The sequence below is a fragment of the Pseudomonas sp. 2995-1 genome, assembly GCF_002742505.1.
Lineage (GTDB): Bacteria > Pseudomonadota > Gammaproteobacteria > Pseudomonadales > Pseudomonadaceae > Aquipseudomonas > Aquipseudomonas sivasensis.
The window spans coordinates 63,095-81,414 of the sequence record NZ_LJSA01000377.1 but is presented as its reverse complement, the minus strand read 5'-3'; the positions used below and the strand labels follow the sequence as shown (position 1 = coordinate 81,414).

Here is an 18,320-nt window from a genome sequence, read left to right as displayed (position 1 = left end):
GGTCAACCTTATCGTGCGGTGAGCACGCTGCGCACCCGTAGCGTCAGGGCTTCGGGGCTGTAGGGCTTGCTCAGCAGATGAATATCGGGGCTCAGCAGGTGGTTGCTGGAGAGGATGTCGCGGGTGTGACCGGAAGTGAACAGCACCGGCACGGGCGGGGTTTGTGCACGGGCCCAGGCGGCCAGGTCGGTGCTTTTAAGGCGGCCGGGCATGACCACGTCGGTAAAAATCAACTCGGGTTGCAGGCCAGCTTTGAGCTTCGACATGGCCTGGTCGCCGTCCTCGGCGGTGATCACGGTGTAGCCCGACTGTTCGAGCACGTCCACCACCGTCAGGCGCACGCCTTCGTTGTCTTCGACCACCAGGATCGTTTCCTGGCCGCCTACGGACGCAACGGGCTCGTCTGACGCTTCAAGGCACTCCTCGCCCAGGCTGCGCGGGAAGTACAACTGCACCACGGTGCCCTGGCCTTCTTCGCTGCTGACCTCGACATGCCCGCCACTTTGACGCACAAAGCCGAACACCATGCTCAAGCCCAGGCCGGTACCGTGACCGTCGTGCTTGGTGGTGAAGAACGGTTCGAACACCCTGGCCTGGATCCCAGGAGGCATGCCCACCCCGGTGTCGGTGACCGCCAGGCGCACATATTCTCCGGGACTGACGCTCTTGCCGATGCAATCGCCGGGGTTAAGGATGATGTTTTCGCCGCTGATGCGGATCACCCCCTCACCTTTCATGGCGTCGCGGGCATTGATCGCCAGGTTGAGCAACGCATTTTCCAACTGGTTACGGTCGACGTTGATGCTCCAGGAATCCTGGGGCAACTGCACATCGATATGAATGGTTTCTCCCAGTGCGCGCTGCAACAGTTCGCCAAGGCCGGCATAGATGCGTTGCGGGTTGTACACCGCCGGCGACAACGGCTGGCGGCGGGCAAAGGCCAGCAGTTGCGCCGACAGCTTGGCCCCGCGCTCCACTGCCGCGATGGCCGCGTTGACGCGGCGCTGCACCTGGGCATTGTCTGGCTCATGGCGGGCCAGCAAGTGCAGATTGCCGGCGATCACTTGCAACAGGTTATTGAAGTCGTGGGCCACGCCGCCGGTGAGGCCGCCGATGGCTTCGAGTTTTTGCGATTGGCGCAATTGGTCCTCGGCACTGGAGCGCGCCTGGACTTCAGCGGCCACCCGTTGTTCGAGGTTATGGGTGAGTTCCTGGCGCACCTGTTCGGACTTCACCAGTTCGGTGGTATCGACCACAATCGCCAACACGCCGGCTGGTTGCTGGTTGTCGCCGGCGACGGGGCTGTAATACAAATCCAGCCACACGGTTTCCGGCTGGCCATTGCGCAGCAGCACCAGGTCTTTGTTGTTGAAGGACAGAGTGCCGCCGGCCAGACAGGTGTCCACCACATGGCGATTGAAATCCGCCACCTCCGGCCAACCCAACTCCACCGGAGCCCCCAGCAAAGACGGGTGGCGGCCGCCGGCAAAGACCGAGTAACTGTCGTTGTAAATCATGTACCCGGCCCGCCCCCACAACATCACCATCGGCATCGGCGATGCGAGCATCATCTGCACGTTACAGACCAGGCTAGTGGACCACTGGTTAATGGGACCGAGGTCCGTGGTCGACCAATCGAACGCGCGAATGCGCTGGGCCATTTCACCGGCCCAACCTTCACAGCCGTGGGGGTTAGATAAAAATTGCATCGTTCGGCTCAGTGCAAAAGAGAAGACAGTCGCCATTTTTGGAGCTTACACGGAGCAGATGGTTTCATCTGGTATTAATTTGGGGTCACCTCAGTGGAAATCCCGGCTGCGCACAGACATGCCTTCCAGCAACGGCGTGAGGTCGGTGAGCCGCCCGGCGATCAGATGGCGCACCTCGCCGACCGCCTCCCAGCGCCCGTCTACCTTGAGCAAGCGCGACCCCACCAGCGCCTGGCGCTGACGTTCGGCCAGGTCGCGCCAAACCACCACATTGAGATTGCCGAACTCATCTTCCAAGGTGACAAAGGTCACACCGCTGGCCGTGCCCGGACGTTGCCGCCCCGTGACCAACCCCGCGACACTCACATTACGCCCATGCTCCACCGCCATCAGCTCGCGGGAGCTGCGACAACGCCGCTTGCGCAGCTCATCGCGCAACAACGCCAGCGGGTGCGGGCCGAGAGTGGTGCCGACGGTGGCGTAATCAGCCTGCAAGTCCTCGCCGACCGTCGGTGCGGGTAAAGCGACCACGGCTTCGTCGGGGCTGGGCAGCCCGGCGAACAGCCCCAATTGTTTGTGCCCCCCCGCCACGTCCCAGCGGGCTTGGTGCCGGTTTCCAGCCAGGGCACGCAGGGCGCCGGCGTCGGCCAGCAACGCCTGGGCACGGGCGTCCAGACCGGCGCGCTGGTCCAGATCAGCAATGTCACTGAAACCTGTGCCAGGGCGGGCGGCCTCGATGCGCCGACCATCCTCTTCACGAAACCCCGCGATCATGCGCAAGCCCATACGGATCGCCGGTTGCTGGCCGTCAATGGGTTCCAGGCTGCAATCCCAGTCGCTGGCCTGCACATCCACCGGGCGAATCTGCAAGCGATGGCGCCGTGCGTCCTGCAGTATCTGGTCCGGGCTGTAGAAACCCATAGGCCAGCTGTTGATCAACGCGCAGGCGAATGCCGCCGGCTCGTGGCATTTGAGCCAGCAACTGGCGTAAGTCAGCAAGGCGAAACTGGCCGCATGGGACTCAGGAAAGCCATAGCTGCCAAAGCCCTTGATCTGCTCGAAAATCTGCGCGGCAAATTCCTCGGTGTAGCCGTTTTTCAGCATGCCGGTGCGCAAGCGGTCCTGATGGGGTTCCAGGCCGCCGTGACGTTTCCACGCGGCCATGGAGCGGCGCAACTGGTCGGCCTCGCCAGGGCTGTAGTCGGCGGCGACCATGGCGATCTGCATCACTTGCTCCTGGAACAGCGGAATGCCCAGGGTGCGCTTCAATACGCTTTCAAGTTCCGGTGACGGGTAGGTGGTTTTTTCTTCCTTGTTACGTCGTCGTAGATACGGATGCACCATCCCTCCCTGGATCGGACCGGGCCGCACAATAGCGACCTCGATCACAAGGTCATAAAACGTCTGCGGCTTGAGCCGGGGCAGCATCGACATCTGCGCCCGCGACTCGATCTGAAATACGCCAATGGTGTCGGCCTTGCTGATCATCGCGTAGGTGGCCGGGTCTTTCTTGGGGATCGTCGCCAGGGCCAGGTCGAGGTTGCGGTGGCGGCGCAGCAAATCGAAACAGCGGCGAATCGCACTGAGCATGCCCAAGGCGAGGATATCCACCTTGAGCAGGCCCACGGCATCCAGATCGTCCTTGTCCCATTGGATAATGGTGCGCTCGGCCATGGCCGCGTTTTCCACCGGCACCAGAGTGTCCAGCGGGTATTCGGAAATCACGAAACCGCCGGGATGTTGGGACAGGTGCCGGGGAAAACCGATCAGTTGCTGGGTGAGCGTGAGCACACGGCGCAGGATCGGGCTGTCCGGGTCGAAGCCGCCTTCACGCAGGCGTTCCAGCGGAGGCGCATCATCACTCCAGCGCCCGCAGCAGTCGGCCAGGGCGTTGATCTGGTCCGGCGGCAACCCAAGGGCCTTGGCCACATCGCGCACCGCACCGGCGGCGTGGTAGCTGCTGACCACCGCCGTCAGCGCCGCGCGGGTACGGCCGTAGCGCTGGAAAACGTACTGCAGCACTTCTTCGCGGCGTTCGTGCTCGAAGTCCACGTCGATATCCGGTGGCTCGTTGCGCTCCTCTGACAGGAAGCGTTCAAACAGCATATTCGTCAGGCTCGGGTTGATCTCGGTAATGCCCAAGGCAAAACACACCGCCGAGTTGGCCGCCGACCCTCGGCCCTGGCACAGGATCGAACGGCTGCGGGCGAAGCGCACAATATCGTGCACGGTGAGGAAATAACTTTCGTAACCCAGCTTGCTGATCAATGTCAGTTCGTGATTGATCTGCTGCATGGTCTTGGCGTCGATTCCGTGAGGCCAACGCAGGGCGATGCCTTCTTCGGTGACGGCGCGCAGCCAGGATTCGGCGTCATGCCCCTCGGGCACCAATTCGCGCGGGTAGTGATAACGCAACTGGCCGAGGTCGAAGGTGCAACGGCGGGCGATGACCAGGGTTTCATCGAGCAAGGCTTGGGGGTACAGCGTGCCCAGGGCATCAAGGCCGCGCAGATGCCGCTCGCCATTGGGGTGCAGGCGCGTGCCGGCTTCGGCCACCGGGACGTGATGGCGGATGGCGGTCATGGTGTCTTGCAGGGCGCGTCGACCGCGTGCGTGCATGTGCACATCACCACAGGCCACCGCCGGGATATTCAGGTTGGCGGCCAGGTGCAGGCGCTGCTCCAGATGGCGCGCATCGTCTTGGCCGCAATGCAGGTGCACCGCCAGCCACAGGCGCTCGGCAAACGTGCGGCGCAGCCATTGGATCGAGGCCTGGGTGTCGCTGTCGTCGGCGACCCATAGCGCCAACAGGCCGTTGAGCGGTGCGTCGAAGTCTTCGTGCAGCAGGCGATAACTGCCTTTTTCCGCACGCCGCCTGGCCAGGGTGATCAGGCGGCACAGGTGCTGGTAACCGCTGAGGTTTTCTACCAGCAGCACCAGTTTCGGGCCGTTTTCGATGCGCACTTCGCTGCCGATAATCAGCGGTAACTCCACCGCCTTCGCCGCCTGCCACGCACGCACGATGCCTGACAACGTGCATTCATCAGTGATCGCCAAGGCGCTGTAGCCCTGGCGCTTGGCGCGCTCGAACAACTCCAGCGCGGTGGACGCGCCGCGCTGAAAACTGAAATTGGACAGGCAATGCAGCTCGGCGTAGTTCATGCAAACCAGCCTTGCAGCCACAAACCATCGCCCTGCCCCACGCTGCGGTAGGCCCAGCCTTGCTGACCGGCGCGGGTCTGGATCAGGTAATAGTCACGGCGGATATCGGCGCCGTCCCACCAGCCGGATTCGATACGTTCCGGGCCCATCAGAATCTGCACACCTTGCTCGGTCAGCAAGGTGGGTTCCCTGAGCAGCCAACCGGGGCGGTGCACCTTGTTCAAGGTCGGGCATGTGCGACTGTCGGCCGTTGCTTGCCAGGCGCACTCGGGGCGGTGGTCGGCATGAAAACGCAAGCCTTGTACCGCCTCATCCCCAAGGCGCGCGCGCAGGCGTTCGCGCAATTGCTCCCAGGGCAGGGTCTGTTGCGGGCGGTCGTCGAACAGGTCCTGGCGCTGCGGCACAAACACCGGCAAGTCCTGGGCCACCAGGCGAAAACCGCGCACCGGCGCCGTGACTTGCACTTGCTCCAGGCGCCCACGGGCCAGCTCGAACAGCATCGCCGGTTCGCGCTCGGCGCTGAGCAGGCCGACCTTGATCACACTGTCGGGCAACTGGGCGTGCTCCAGGTGCAGGTCAAAACGCTGCACGCCACTGTCGCGTCCGCAGAGAAAGGCGGATAAATCACCGGTCAAGCGCCGCAGTGGAAACAGCAGCGCCTGGTGGGACTGCACGTCGAAATTCAATTCGATGCGCACATCGAACTGGTCCGGCGGCTGGTAAAACCCAAGGGCCAGCGGGCGTTGCCCGGTCAAGGCATCCAGGTGCTTGAGCAGGCCGGCATCAAAGCGCCGTGCCAGGGTGTGCCGGGGCAAGGCTTGCACCTGGGACAGGGTGCGCAGGCCCATGCGCGACAAGGCGGTAGCGGCCTGAGGTTCAAGGCCGGCGCGGTCGATGGGCAGTGGTGCGAGGGCCTGCATCAATGCCTCATCGTCGATGGCCAGACCGTCGTAAATATTGGCCAGCACCCGCGCCGCCGCCGGGTTGGGCGCGGCGACGATGCGGTGACGAAAGCCCAGCTCGGTCAATTCTTTGCGCAAGCGCGCTTCGAACTGCGGCCAGGGACCGAACAGGCCCAGGCTCGATTCGATCTCAAACAGCAACGCACGCGGGTAATGCACACTGACCTGGGAACTGAAGCGATAGGCCCAGGCTGCCAGGAACTGCTGCCAGCGTTCGATTTCCACGGGGTCGTATTCGGCGCTGGCAAAAGTCTTGGCCAGGGCATGGGCCGCCGTCAGTGAAAGGCCTGGACGCAGGCCCAAGGCGCGGGCGGCGTCGTTGACGGTTTGCAGTACGCGCCGCTGTGGCGTACCGGCCAGCAGCGCGAGGGGTTGGTCGGGCTCGGGGTGCACACGCTGCACCCCGTCCAGCGCCAATTGCGGGAAGACAATACACACCCAGCGCATGGCAACCTCAGTGCCCCGCCAACGCAATCGGCGCCGGATGGGCCAAACCGCCACGGCACTTGATCACCCGTACTTGGGCGGGTTTCGCATCGACCGCCAAACGCAGGGCAGCAGGCGATGAATTGACCCCCTCACTCAAGGCGCGCCAGGCAAACGCCAGGGTCTGGCCGGTTTCTGCTGCCACCTGCAAGCGCCGCAGCGCCCGGTCATCGGCCTTGCGCGGCCAGCACAGCACCGCGCCGCAACTGCCGGAGCGCAGGCACTGCTCCACGGCCCACAGCGCATCACGTTCCTCGGCCTGGATCACTGAAAGCTGGCGTACATCCACCCCGGCGTTCTGCCAGGCATGGGGGTACGGCGTATACGGCGGCGCCACCAACACAATGCGCTCCCCCGCCTTTGACAGGCGCGCCAGGGTGGGCAGCACCAGTTGCAGTTCGCCGATGCCCTCCTTGGCCATGAGGATTTCACTCAAAGCCGATTCAGGCCAGCCGCCGCTGGGCAGCACCGCATCCAGCGCGGCCAGCCCGGTGGGGTGCACACTGGCGGGAGGCGCGGCCGGCCGGCCTTTCCAGACGCGGCCGCCATTGAACAGCGCGTCCAGGGCAACGACGGCGCCCATCAGCCTTGCCTCACCAGGCCGCAGAACACCCCTTCGATGGCCAGGTCCTGATCAGGGCCCACCACAATAGGTTGATACGCGGGGTTGCGCGGCAGCAGGCGCACGCGGTCGCCACTGCGTTCGAAACGCTTGATGGTGACTTCGCCATCCAGGCGCGCCACCACGATCTGCCCGTTCAAGGCCTCGGCACTGCGGCGTACGCCTACCAGATCGCCGTCAAGGATGCCGTCTTCGATCATCGAATCGCCCTGCACCCGCAGCAGGTAGTCGGGGGTTTTCGCGAAGGTGCTTGGGTCGAGTTGCAGGCGACTGTGCACTTCGGCGTCAGCACCGATGGGCAGGCCGGCGGCGACTCGGCCGAGCACGGGCACGTCCAGCCACTCCGGACGCATGGGTTGGTTGAGCAGGCGAATACCGCGAGCCTGGTTGGGGTTGACCTCAATGAAGCCTGCTTCGGTCAGGGCCACCACGTGTTTGCGCGCGACGCTGCGGGAGGCAAAGCCGAACGCCTCGGCAATCTCGGCGAGGCTGGGGGGCTGGCCTTGTTGCGCGATACGGTCGCGGATGAAGGTCAGGATGGCGGTGCGGCGGGGAGTCAGGGTCGTCATGGAGTACATTTGTACTCCTGCGGGAAATTTCTTACAAGAGCCGGTAGTCGGGGGGGGTTGAGTTGAGTACATATCCGTTGGTTAGGTAACGGCTACTTATGGTTCCGCTCTTACAGCGGCTCACTTTTGGAAAGGCCCAAAAGTAAGCAAAAGGCCTTCGCCCCAACACTCGGCACCTCGCCTAGGCTCGGTGTGCCCTCACTCCGGCTTGAATCCGTGGGCCGCCGCGATGGGCCATCCATGGCCCAGCGCGGCTAACCCGGCGTCCTGCCGGGTTACCCACGGATTCAAGCCTGCGTTCGGCCAGCGTGTTTGACGGGGCGCCTAGGATCAAAATCAAAAGCGCAGATCAACAGACCGCTGACTTCGTCAGCGAAAAGGATGTAAGAGCCAGATCAAAAGCACATCAAAAGCAGAGCAAAAGCAGAGCAAAAGCAGGACAGCAGGACAGCAGGACAGCAGGACAGCAGGACAGCAGGCTAGGACCTATCTATCTGATCTATGGAGATCAAACTGTGGGAGGGGGCTTGCTCCCGATGGCAGTGGGTCAGTCACAAATGCATCAACTGACACACCTTCATCGGGAGCAAGCCCCCTCCCACCTTTGGACGGAGTTGGAGCTGAGAACCCGGTCGGCTCTAAGGTCGCCGCGGCCTTGCTTTTGATCTGAAATCGCCCCGTCAACCACGATGGCCGGAATTCGATATTGATTTGGGGGGTAAACCGGCAGGGATGCCGGTTTAGCAGCCCTGCGCCATGGATGGCGCGTGGCGGCGGCCCCCCAAATCAATGTCGGATTACGGGCACACCGAGCCTAAGCGAGGTGCCGAGTGGTGGGGCGAAGGCCTTTTGGTTACTTTTGGCTGGGCCGGCATTCCGGCCTTTACAAAAGTGACCCGCTGTAAGAGCGGAACCATAGGCGGCCGTTACCGCAGCAACGGATATGCACTCAATCAACCACCCCCCCCCGCCATATGCTCGGCAATCCTCAACCTCAACCAACGCTCCGCCGGATCATTGTCATGCACCCCACTCCACACCATCGACAACTCCGCCGCATCAATCGCAAACGGCGGATCCTCTGCCCGTAACGTGGTGCCCTCGGTCAACGCACACGCCGCATAATCCGGTACCGTCGCAATGATCTGCGTCCCCGCCAACAACGCCCGCAACCCGCTGAATTGCGGCACCGCCAGCACCACCCGCCGCGCGCGGCCGATGCGGGCCAAGTCCAAATCGATGTTGCCGCTCAAATCCCCGGAGAACGACACCATCGCATGGGGCCGTTCGCAATAATCATCCAGCGTCAGCGGCGCCACCCCGTCATCCCCACGCAATACCTTGCACGGGATATCCCGCAGTTTCTTGCGCTTGGCATTCGCGGGCAGTTCAGTGGTGTAGCTCACCCCCACCGAAATCTCGCCACTGGCCAGCAGCGCGGACATCAGCAAGTAATTGGCGCGGCGTACCACCACGATGATGCCAGGGGCTTCTTCGCGAAGCTGACTGAGCAACGGCGGAAACAAGCCAAATTCGGCGTCGTCGGACAGGCCGATACGGAACACCGCACAACTGGTGGACGGGTCGAAATCCTTGGCGCGGCTGACCGCGCCGGAAATGGTGTCCATAGCCGGTTGCAGCTCCTTGAGTATCGCCAGGGCGCGCGGCGTGGGCTCCATGCCCCGCCCGTTGCGCAGCAGCAACGGGTCGTCGAACAGGTCGCGCAGCCGGCCTAAGGCAGCACTCACCGCCGGTTGGCCCATGAAGAGTTTTTCGGCGACCCGGGTCAGGTTCTTCTCGAACATCAACGCCTCGAAAATCACCAGCAGGTTCATGTCGACGCGACGCAGGTCATTGCGGTTCATGGCGGTATCCAAACGGTTAGCAGACTGCCAGCTAAGCACGCAAAACAAGGGGTTGATTGCATGTCTGTGCTGTCTTTTCCGTGACTGCACCTGACGAAATTAACAACGATTAACTCGTCAGCCAGACGGTACGGCAACAAGATTGACGCCATCTACACTGCATCCATTCACCGGGAACGCTCCCATCGACTGCGGATATCCGTCATGGCCCGAACTGAGCACTGCGCTCCTCGCTTATCCGCTACTGGCGGCCTATGCCCCCGGCGCGAGCGTATCGCCAAGCAATTGATCCTCGCCAACCTCGGCGAAAGCCTGGCGATTGCCGACCTGGCCCAGGCCTGCGCGCTGTCGCGCAGCCATTTCTCCCGTGCATTCAAGTGCACCACCGGGCTGTCGCCCCAGGAATGGATACGCCTGCAACGCATCCAGCGGGCCAAGGAATTGATCACTCAGTCTTCCTTGAGCCTGACGCAGATCAGCCTGGAATGCGGGTTCTGCGACCAGGCACATTTCTGCCATATGTTCACCCGCAGCGAGGGTGTCAATCCGATGACCTGGCGAAACCACCAACTGCGTCACAAGCCTCAAGAGATCGCTGCCTAGTGGTCTGCAAGCACCTGGAATATGCTGGCCGCTTACTTTCTCCAGAGCATGGCCACCCATGAGTGACCAACGCGATCAGGCCGTGCACTTCGGGCCGTACCGTATCCATCCCCACCAGCGCCTGGTGCTGGAGGCTGGTCGTCCGTTGCGCCTGGGGCGGCGGGCCGTGGATATCCTGCTGATCCTGCTGGAGCAGGCCGGTAATGTGGTGAGCAAGCAGGAGCTGATCGCTCGGGTCTGGCCCAAAAGCGTGGTAGAGGACGGCAACCTGCGGGTGCATATGGCGGCGTTGCGCAAGGCGCTGGGCGATGGCCAGGCCGGGCAGCGCTATATCGTTACGGTGGCCCAGCGTGGCTACAGTTTTGTTGCGCCACTGAGCATCGAGCCGATGAGCCTACCCACAGAAGGCACGCCCCAACGCCCCTGCCACAACCTGCCGCTGCGCCGCACCCGCATGCTCGGCCGCCAGGCGCTGATCGACAGCCTGGTGCAGCACCTGCCCGAACAACGCTTTATCACCCTAACGGGCGCCGGCGGCATCGGCAAGACCACCGTGGCGTTGCGCGTGGCGGAATTGCTGATCGGCCATTACCGCGACGGTATCCGCCTGCTGGACCTGGCGCCCCTCAGCGCGCCGTCGATGATCCTGCCCAACCTCGCCGCCCTGCTCGACCTGACCCACACCGAGCACGAACCGCTGGCCACCTTCGCGCGCCGCCTGCAAGAGCGCCAGGTGCTGCTGGTGATCGACAACTGCGAGCACTTGCTGGACGACATTGCGCTGATCAGCGAAACCCTGCTGCGCCATGCCCCAAAACTGCACATCCTGGCCACCAGCCGCGAAGCATTGCGCGCCGAAGGCGAATCGGTGCAACGCCTGGAACCCCTGGCCTGCCCACCCGCCACCGGCAACCGCGCCCAGGCCCTGGGCTATCCTGCCCTGCAACTGCTGATCGAACGCGCCATGTCCCATCAGGACAGCTTCGAACTGAGCGAAGCCGAACTGCCCCTGGCGATTGATATCTGCCAGCGCCTGGACGGTATTCCCCTGGCAATCGAATTGGTGGCGGCGCAGATCGAGCGCTTCGGCCTGCCGGGGTTGCTGGTGCAGATGGAAGACAATTTCCGCCTGCTCACCCGTGGCCGGCGCAGCGCCCTGCCCCGGCATCAAACCTTGCGCGCGACCCTGGATTGGAGCTTCGACCTGCTCACGACGTGCGAGCAAATCTGCCTGCGCCGTCTCGCCGTGTTCCGGGGTGGTTTCAGCCTGGCCAGCGCGGCGGCGGTGATTGCCGGAGAACAGATCGCACCGACCGAGGTGCTGGGCTCGATCACTCAACTGGTCGCCAAATCCTTGCTCAATGTGGAGCCCGGCGATGACGAGATGGTCTATCGCCTGCTGGACATCACCCGCACCTACGCCCTGGAAAAACTCAGTGTCGCCGACGAGCTTGATGCCACCCGTGAACGCCACGCCAACCGCTGCCTGGCGCTGATGGACCAGGCGCAGGAAGATTGGGAGCAGATCGCTACCCAGCCGTGGATCGACCGCTATGCCCCGCTGCGCGAAGACATCCGTGCCGCCCTCGACTGGGGCCTGGGCGACCAGGGTGTGCACGTGCTGGGCATTCGCCTCACCGTCAGCGCCATGCCGTTGTGGCAGGAGCTGTCGCTGCTGCGCGAACACGGCCTCTACGTGAGCAAGGCCTTGGCGCGACTGGGACAATCGAGTACGCCGAGCCAGCGCTTGCACATGGCATTGCAGTTGGCCTTCGGCAGTTTCTCCTATCACGCCCAGGGCAGTACGCCGCAGACCATAGACGCGTTTTCCTGCGCACGACGCCTGGCCGAAGCTGACAAAAACCTGCCCGGCCAACTGCGTGCCGTGTCGGGGCAAATGGCGGTCAGCCTGTGCAGCGGCAACTACCGTGAGGCGTTGAAGCAAAGCCTGCATTTCGACCAGTTGGGGCCACACACCGAGTCGTTGCTGGCCCTCAGCGCCCAACGCCTGCGAGTACTGGCGCAGCACTTCGCCGGCAATCAGGTGCTGGCGCAGCACAATGCCGAACAGGTGATCCAGCGCATGGCCCAGAGCGGCCATCTCAACCGGTTTACCCATGGCTTTGGCGTGCAGTACGACCAAAGCGTGGCTTCGCTGACCATCCTCGCGCGCATCCTTTGGCTGCGCGGTTTCCCTGAACGCGCGTGGCGCACTGCAAGCCAGGCGCTGGCGCTGGCGCTGCAGATCAACCACGGCACGTCAATCTGCTACACCCTGGCCCTGGCTGGGGTGGTGATCGCTCAGTACAACGGCGATACGCTTGCGGCCCGCGATCAGTTGGACCTGCTGTTGCAGCAGGCGCAAAAACATTCAGTGCAGTTGTTCCACACCTGGGCGCAATGCTACGAAGGCACGGCGCAGATTGCCGAAGTACAAGGGTTGGGCCTGGTCGAGGACATCCTGGTGACCTTCAACGCAATCGCAGTGGATGACGCCCTGTTCGAACGCGCCCGAAGCGGTGCGGCCGGCTGGTGCACACCGGAGATTCTGCGCGTGCGCGCCGAGGCCATGCCCGATGCCCAATCAGCCGAAAGCCTGTTGCTCGAAGCCCTGGGCCTGGCGCACCAGCAAGGCGCGCTGGCCTGGGAGTTACGATGCGCAGACAGCTTGGCGCGGCTGTGGCACAAGCAAGGTCGTGTGCAGGCCGCGCGCGACCTGCTGGGTTCAGTCTATGAGCGGTTTACCGAAGGCTTCGACACCCAGGATCTAATCCGCGTGCGCCGCCTGCTCGACGAGTTGCAAGACAAACGGCCGGCCTGAAAACGGCCCCAGGTAATGCCCATAGCCCTGTTGCAAGCGTGCTACCTGCTGCGGGTCGCGCAGAAGTGCCAAGGCGTAGCTGCGCACACTGTTGAGCAGGCGATAGCGCGGATAACCTGGGCCGGGCTCAAGGTTCAGCAGTGAGGTGTCGACCAGCCGACTCAACAAGTAAGACAGGTCGGCATGCTCCAGCTCCGTGCCGACCACGAGCTCACTCAAGGTGGGCAAAGTCACCGCCATTTTGAACAGGCTCATCTGCAGGAACAGCCAGCGCTCCGGCAAGCTCAGGCGCTGGTAGGTCCAATCCAGCGCGGCACTGAGGGATTGGTGGCGCTCAACCGCTGTGCGGCGCCCCCGCGTGAGGATCTGCAAGCCCCTGCACACTTGCGCCTGCACACCACGGACGCCAAGGGCGTCTACTTGGGCGGCGGCCAGTTCGAGAGCCAGAGGAATACCGTCGAGGCGCCGGCAGATATCACGCAGCGGTGCCAAGTCCTGGGGCCGCAACACAAACCCCTGCTGGCTGGCACGCACCCGTGCAACAAACAACTGCACCGCCGGACTCACCATCGCCTGTTCAACGCTGCCCAACACCGACGGAGCTGGAAGCGCCAACTGGGGCACGCGCAACACCCATTCGCCCGGGGCATGCAAGGCTTCACGGCTACTGACGAGCACACTGATCCGGGGCGCGTTTTCGCTAAGCACACGCAGCAGATGTCGACAGGCGCCAAGCAGCAGATCAGCGCCATCAAGTACCAGCAATAATTGTCGGGAAGCCAATTGACGGCACAGTTCAGTGGCGCTGCCGCTGGGTTCGAGATGCAGGACCGTGGCCAGGTGGCGCAGCATCATCAGCGGCGCCTCGACGGTGGCCAGGTCGACCCACCACACACCGTCGCGGTAGCGCGGCAACACGCGCTCGGCCAGGGCCAGGGCCAAGGTGCTCTTGCCCACGCCGGCGCATCCGGTGAGGGTCATCAGCCGCTGCCCGGACAAACGCCGCACCAGCACGCCCAGCAGTTCATCACGGCCAATCACCGGGCTGAGCCGCGCGGCCAGGTTGTGCCTAGGCAGCACCGCTGCGGCCACGCCTTGCACGGGCGCAGCGAAGCAGTAGCCGCGCTGGGGGTCATTGAGGATAAACCGTTGCCCGTCGAGGGCACGGCGCAGCGCGGCGATGTGCACCCGCAGGTTGTTCTCTTCCACCACGCTATTCGGCCAGACCCGCTCGATCAGGGTGGCCTTGCTGACAAATTGCCCAGGCGCTTCCAGCAGCATCGCGAGGATATCCAGCGCCCGCCCGCCCAACGACACCGGCCAACCCGCCTTGCTGACCAGTCGCTGCTGCCGGTGAAAGGCATAGGCACCGAAGCGCACCGTGCTATCCGCGTCAATCGCCTGAGGGTCGTTCATGTCTGCAATCGCGCTGAAACACCCGGCCTTGGGCGTTCGCGCATCCTTTTCCGTGGGCTCGACGCTATTCTTGCCAGCTACCCATGACAGGACAATGCTGGCACGGGGAGCGATACGGACAATCGGGTGTGCGAGACGGACATCCTGTCGTTAACTGAACTGCTGTCGGTATTGGGTAGGGTTGAGACCGAGCTTTTCACTGAATAAAAAGCGCATGTGCCGCACGCTGCCAAAGCCTGCGTGGAACGCCACGGTCTTGAGTGGCAGATCGGTGGTTTCCAGCAATTGCCGAGCACGGTCGATGCGCGCGCCTTGCAGGAAGGCCATGGGCGTCATCTGCACATCCTTGGCAAACAACCGGGCAAAGTGGCGCGCACTCATGCCGGCCAACTCGGCCATGGACTCGATGGTGAACGGCTGCTCCAGGTGCGCGAGAACATGGTTCTGCACGCGGGTAATCGCGGTTTCCTGGGGCGCCACGGCCGCGGTCATCGGGCTGAATTGGGCCTGGCCGCCCTGGCGTTTCATCACCACCAACAGCACCTTCGCCACATCCACCGCCACCTGCTTGCCATGGTCCTGAGCAACGATGGACAACGCTAGGTCGATACCGGCCGTGACCCCGCCCGAGGTAATCAACCGCCCGTCCTGCAGATAGATACGGTCGGTCTCGACGATGGCGTTGGGGAACGCCTTGATCAGCCGCTCGGTGTAATGCCAATGAGTGGTCACGCGGTGCTCGTCCAACAGCCCGGCGTGCCCGAGCACAAAGGCGCCCGTGCAGATCGAGCCAAAGCGCCGTGCCCGTGGCGCCGCTGCTTTTAGCCAGGGCAGCAGCGCCGGATGGCATTCGTTATAGGCACCGGGGCCACCGGGCACCAGCAAGAGGTCATAGGCACCGTCGGCCTGCTCCAGCAACAGGTCGGTCTGCACCATTACGCCGTTGGATGCGCGCAGTGGGCCAGGTTCGGTGCCAACAGTAAGGATCTGATAATGCGCCGCCGCCGGCAGGTAGCGGTTGGCGATGGAAAACACTTCAAGCGGCCCGGCCATGTCGAGCAAGAGGAAGTCCGGGAACAGCGCCATGGCCACGGTTTTCATACAGAAGGCATCCATCGAGGGGAAGAAAGCGGGAGGCATTATGGCATGCCTTTCACTGTCAATCTGAGAGGGACAGTTATTCAGATTTCAGCTTCTTAATGAATATTTCAGTAACCAGTAACCTTCTTCTCAACGCAAGCGCCCTGCATCTCGCAGCCAGCGCCCACTTGAGGACACAACCATGCTGACCCTTCGCAAAGCTTCCGAACGCGGCGCCGCCAATCACGGTTGGTTGAAGTCGTTCCACACCTTCTCGTTCGCCAACTACTGGAACCCCAACGAGCAGGGTTTTTCCGACCTGCTGGTGATCAACGATGATCGCGTCGCCGCCGGCAAAGGCTTCGGCCAGCACCCGCACCGTGACATGGAGATTTTCTCTTATGTGCTCGAAGGCGCCCTGGAGCACAAGGACACCCTGGGCACTGGCTCGGTGATCCGCCCTGGCGATGTGCAATTGATGAGCGCTGGCAGCGGCGTGGCCCACAGCGAGTTCAACCACAGCCAAAACCGTGGGGTGCATTTCCTGCAAATCTGGATCGTGCCCGCCGTGGCCGGTGCCGAACCGCGCTATCAACAGGAGCACTTCAGCGAGGCACAAAAGCGTGGGCGCCTGCAGTTGATCATCTCGCCGGACGGCGCCGACGGTTCCCTGAGCGTACGCCAAGACGCCAGGGTGTACGCCGGGCTGTTCAACGGTGACGAAGCCACAACCCTTGACCTGCCGCCGGATCGCCACGTGTACATCCATGTGGCCCGGGGCAGCGTGGAGATCAACGGCCAGCGCTTGCAGGAAGGTGACGGTGCCAGAGTGCGTGATGAGCAGCGCATCCACGTGAGTCAAGGTCAGGACGCCGAGGTGCTGGTGTTCGACCTGCGACCTCAGGAACTGCCGCAAATGCCTTGATCAGCCGGGCGATGGCCGTTGCAAACGGTCCATCGCTGGCATCGATAGTCACCATCAGCGCAATGAAGTTCTCTTAAAAAATGCAACGCGTAACATCAAACCCATACCAGGCAACACCCAAACTAAAACACTCGGAGCACACCATCATGAAACGCCAAATCTTGCTTAGCCTCGCTTTCTCGGTACTCGCTGCAAACGCATTTGCCCACCCTGTAGTTGCTGAAGGCGGTGCAGATCGCCTGATCGAAAACCGTGTTGCTGAAAGCGGTTCGGATCGACTGATCGAAAACCGTGTTGCCGAAGGTGGTTCGGACCGTCTGCTGGAAAACCGCGTAGCTGAAGGTGGCTCGGACCGTCTGCTGGAAAACCGTGTAGCTGAAGGTGGCTCGGATCGTCTGATGGAAAACCGCGTAGCTGAAGGTGGCTCGGACCGTCTGCTGGAAAACCGCGTAGCTGAAGGTGGCTCGGATCGTCTGCAGGAAAACCGCGTAGCTGAAGGTGGCTCGGATCGTCTGATGGAAAACCGCGTAGCTGAAGGTGGCTCGGATCGTCTGATGGAAAACCGCGTAGCTGAAGGTGGCTCGGACCGTCTGCTGGAAAACCGCGTAGCTGAAGGTGGCTCGGATCGTCTGATGGAAAACCACGCATAACCCGCCCTGTTCGAGGGCACCCCCAAACCGGCCTGATCAGCCGGTTTTTTTTCGTCTATTAGAAAGTGCACTCAAACTCGCAAACACTTGGGGTTGCGTCGCTGCCGACCCAGATAATGCTATTTACTGATATAAAACCACAAAATAATTCTATTTTTTAATAATTAGGTTAGAACCAAACGGCATTTTACAGCGGACGTCGCGGCCCCTACCTTGGACGAGCATGACCGACCCCCTGCCCGGCGGAGGTACACACTCCCTACTCGACAAGGACAGACCATGAGCATCGAATTCATCGGCTATATCGGCGGCCACCATGCATCCGAAATTCATCCACGCAGCGGCCCGACCCTGCAACCGGACTACGTGGAAACCGTGGCCCGCGCCCACGAAGAGGCCGGCTTCGACCGCGCCCTGGTGGCCTTCCACTCCAACAGCCCGGACAGCACGCTGATCGCCTCCCATGCCGCCAGCGTCACCCGCAAACTGCAATTCCTGATCGCCCACCGCCCCGGGTTTGCACAACCCACCCTCGCCGCGCGCCAGTTCGCCACCCTGGATGTGTTTAACGGCGGGCGCACCGCCGTGCATATCATCACCGGTGGCGACGACCGCGAACTGCGCGCCGATGGCAGCCATATCGGCAAGGACGAACGCTACGCACGGACCGACGAATACCTGAGTGTGATGCGACAGGAATGGACCAGCGAACAGCCCTTCGATTTCACCGGCACCTACTACCAGGTCGAAGGCGCGCACTCCACCGTGAAGTCGCCGCAGCAACCGCATATCCCACTGTACTTCGGAGGGTCTTCCCAGGCCGCGATTGAAGTGGCGGGCAAACATGCCGACGTGTACGCACTGTGGGGCGAAACCTACGAGCAAGTGCGCGAGATCGTGACTCAGGTCCGGGCCGAAGCAGCCAAGCATGGACGCACGATTCGCTTCAGCCTGTCGCTGCGACCGATCCTCGCCGAGACCGAAGAGCTGGCGTGGGCACGCGCTGACAGCATCTTGCAACAGGCCACCGAGTTGGCAGAGAAGAATGGATTTGTGCGGCGTGAACCGCCGAATGAAGGCTCGCGTCGGCTACTCGCAGCGGCGGCACAGGGTTCCCGGCTGGACAAGCGTTTGTGGACGGGGATTGCGGGGTTGCTGGGCGCGCAAGGGAACTCAACCTCGTTGGTGGGCACCGCCGAACAAGTGGCTGAAGCGCTGGTGGATTACTACGACCTCGGCATCACCACCTTCCTGATCCGTGGGTTTGATCCGCTCAATGATGCGATCGACTACGGCAAGCGGTTGATCCCCCTCACCCGCCAACTGATTGCAGAACGCGAGCAGGCCAAACAGGTCGCGTAAGCCAGAACACGGCAAAACCAATGTGGGAGGGGCGGTGCGATGATTCGACTCGCCCTCTCCCACATGCCTATCTTCATTAAGCTCAGGA

Annotated in this window: 13 protein-coding genes; 5 read left to right on the top strand and 8 right to left on the bottom strand. The window is 62.6% G+C overall.

What is annotated here, in order from left to right:
• Nucleotides 1-8: 8 nt before the first annotated feature.
• The 6 genes from AOA61_RS17690 to AOA61_RS17660 form a co-directional block, all read right to left on the bottom strand.
• On the bottom strand, nucleotides 9-1,709 hold the full coding sequence (locus tag AOA61_RS17690) for an ATP-binding protein (protein ID WP_099602267.1): 1,701 nt from the start codon (nucleotides 1,707-1,709) through the stop codon (nucleotides 9-11).
• Between the two features lie 90 nt (nucleotides 1,710-1,799).
• Nucleotides 1,800-4,892: an error-prone DNA polymerase gene (locus tag AOA61_RS17685; protein ID WP_218197357.1), complete on the bottom strand. Its 3,093-nt coding sequence runs from the start codon at nucleotides 4,890-4,892 to the stop codon at nucleotides 1,800-1,802.
• Nucleotides 4,868-6,280, bottom strand: coding sequence for a DNA polymerase Y family protein (locus AOA61_RS17680; RefSeq protein ID WP_099602265.1), 1,413 nt, complete (start codon nucleotides 6,278-6,280; stop codon nucleotides 4,868-4,870). Before AOA61_RS17680 ends, AOA61_RS17685 begins: the two co-directional genes overlap by 25 nt.
• A gap of 7 nt (nucleotides 6,281-6,287) precedes the next feature.
• A complete protein-coding gene (imuA, locus tag AOA61_RS17675; RefSeq protein WP_095184532.1) occupies nucleotides 6,288-6,902 on the bottom strand; it encodes a translesion DNA synthesis-associated protein ImuA in 615 nt (204 codons plus the stop codon).
• Nucleotides 6,902-7,519, bottom strand: coding sequence for a transcriptional repressor LexA (gene lexA, locus AOA61_RS17670; RefSeq protein ID WP_032886583.1), 618 nt, complete (start codon nucleotides 7,517-7,519; stop codon nucleotides 6,902-6,904). The genes imuA and lexA overlap by 1 nt, the downstream gene beginning before the upstream one ends.
• A 944-nt stretch (nucleotides 7,520-8,463) precedes the next feature.
• On the bottom strand, nucleotides 8,464-9,375 hold the full coding sequence (locus tag AOA61_RS17660; RefSeq protein ID WP_099602264.1) for a LysR family transcriptional regulator: 912 nt from the start codon (nucleotides 9,373-9,375) through the stop codon (nucleotides 8,464-8,466).
• A gap of 204 nt (nucleotides 9,376-9,579) precedes the next feature.
• On the opposite strand from AOA61_RS17660, the gene AOA61_RS17655 reads away from it, so the two are divergent.
• On the top strand, nucleotides 9,580-9,978 hold the full coding sequence (locus AOA61_RS17655) for a helix-turn-helix domain-containing protein (protein WP_095184531.1): 399 nt from the start codon (nucleotides 9,580-9,582) through the stop codon (nucleotides 9,976-9,978).
• A 58-nt stretch (nucleotides 9,979-10,036) separates the two neighbouring features.
• Nucleotides 10,037-12,799, top strand: coding sequence for a winged helix-turn-helix domain-containing protein (locus AOA61_RS17650; RefSeq protein ID WP_099602263.1), 2,763 nt, complete (start codon nucleotides 10,037-10,039; stop codon nucleotides 12,797-12,799).
• Here the strand turns inward: AOA61_RS17650 and AOA61_RS17645 are convergent.
• Together AOA61_RS17645 and AOA61_RS17640 are read right to left on the bottom strand one after the other, a co-directional pair.
• Nucleotides 12,746-14,215 (bottom strand): winged helix-turn-helix domain-containing protein, encoded by a 1,470-nt coding sequence (locus AOA61_RS17645; RefSeq protein WP_099602262.1) that lies wholly within the window; start codon nucleotides 14,213-14,215, stop codon nucleotides 12,746-12,748. The two genes, AOA61_RS17650 and AOA61_RS17645, sit on opposite strands and share 54 nt — an antisense overlap.
• A gap of 150 nt (nucleotides 14,216-14,365) precedes the next feature.
• Nucleotides 14,366-15,316 (bottom strand): GlxA family transcriptional regulator, encoded by a 951-nt coding sequence (locus AOA61_RS17640; protein ID WP_032886590.1) that lies wholly within the window; start codon nucleotides 15,314-15,316, stop codon nucleotides 14,366-14,368.
• Between the two features lie 181 nt (nucleotides 15,317-15,497).
• Here AOA61_RS17640 and AOA61_RS17635 point away from each other — a divergent pair, with 181 nt between their 5' ends.
• From AOA61_RS17635 to AOA61_RS17625, 3 genes are all read left to right on the top strand, one after another.
• Nucleotides 15,498-16,220 carry a pirin family protein gene (locus AOA61_RS17635; protein ID WP_099602261.1) on the top strand — a complete coding sequence of 241 codons (723 nt, stop codon included), beginning with the start codon at nucleotides 15,498-15,500 and terminating at the stop codon, nucleotides 16,218-16,220.
• Nucleotides 16,221-16,366: 146 nt separating this feature from the next.
• On the top strand, nucleotides 16,367-16,870 hold the full coding sequence (locus AOA61_RS17630) for a phage infection protein (protein WP_099602260.1): 504 nt from the start codon (nucleotides 16,367-16,369) through the stop codon (nucleotides 16,868-16,870).
• Between the two features lie 279 nt (nucleotides 16,871-17,149).
• On the top strand, nucleotides 17,150-18,232 hold the full coding sequence (locus tag AOA61_RS17625; RefSeq protein ID WP_099602259.1) for an LLM class flavin-dependent oxidoreductase: 1,083 nt from the start codon (nucleotides 17,150-17,152) through the stop codon (nucleotides 18,230-18,232).
• Nucleotides 18,233-18,320 lie beyond the last annotated feature (88 nt).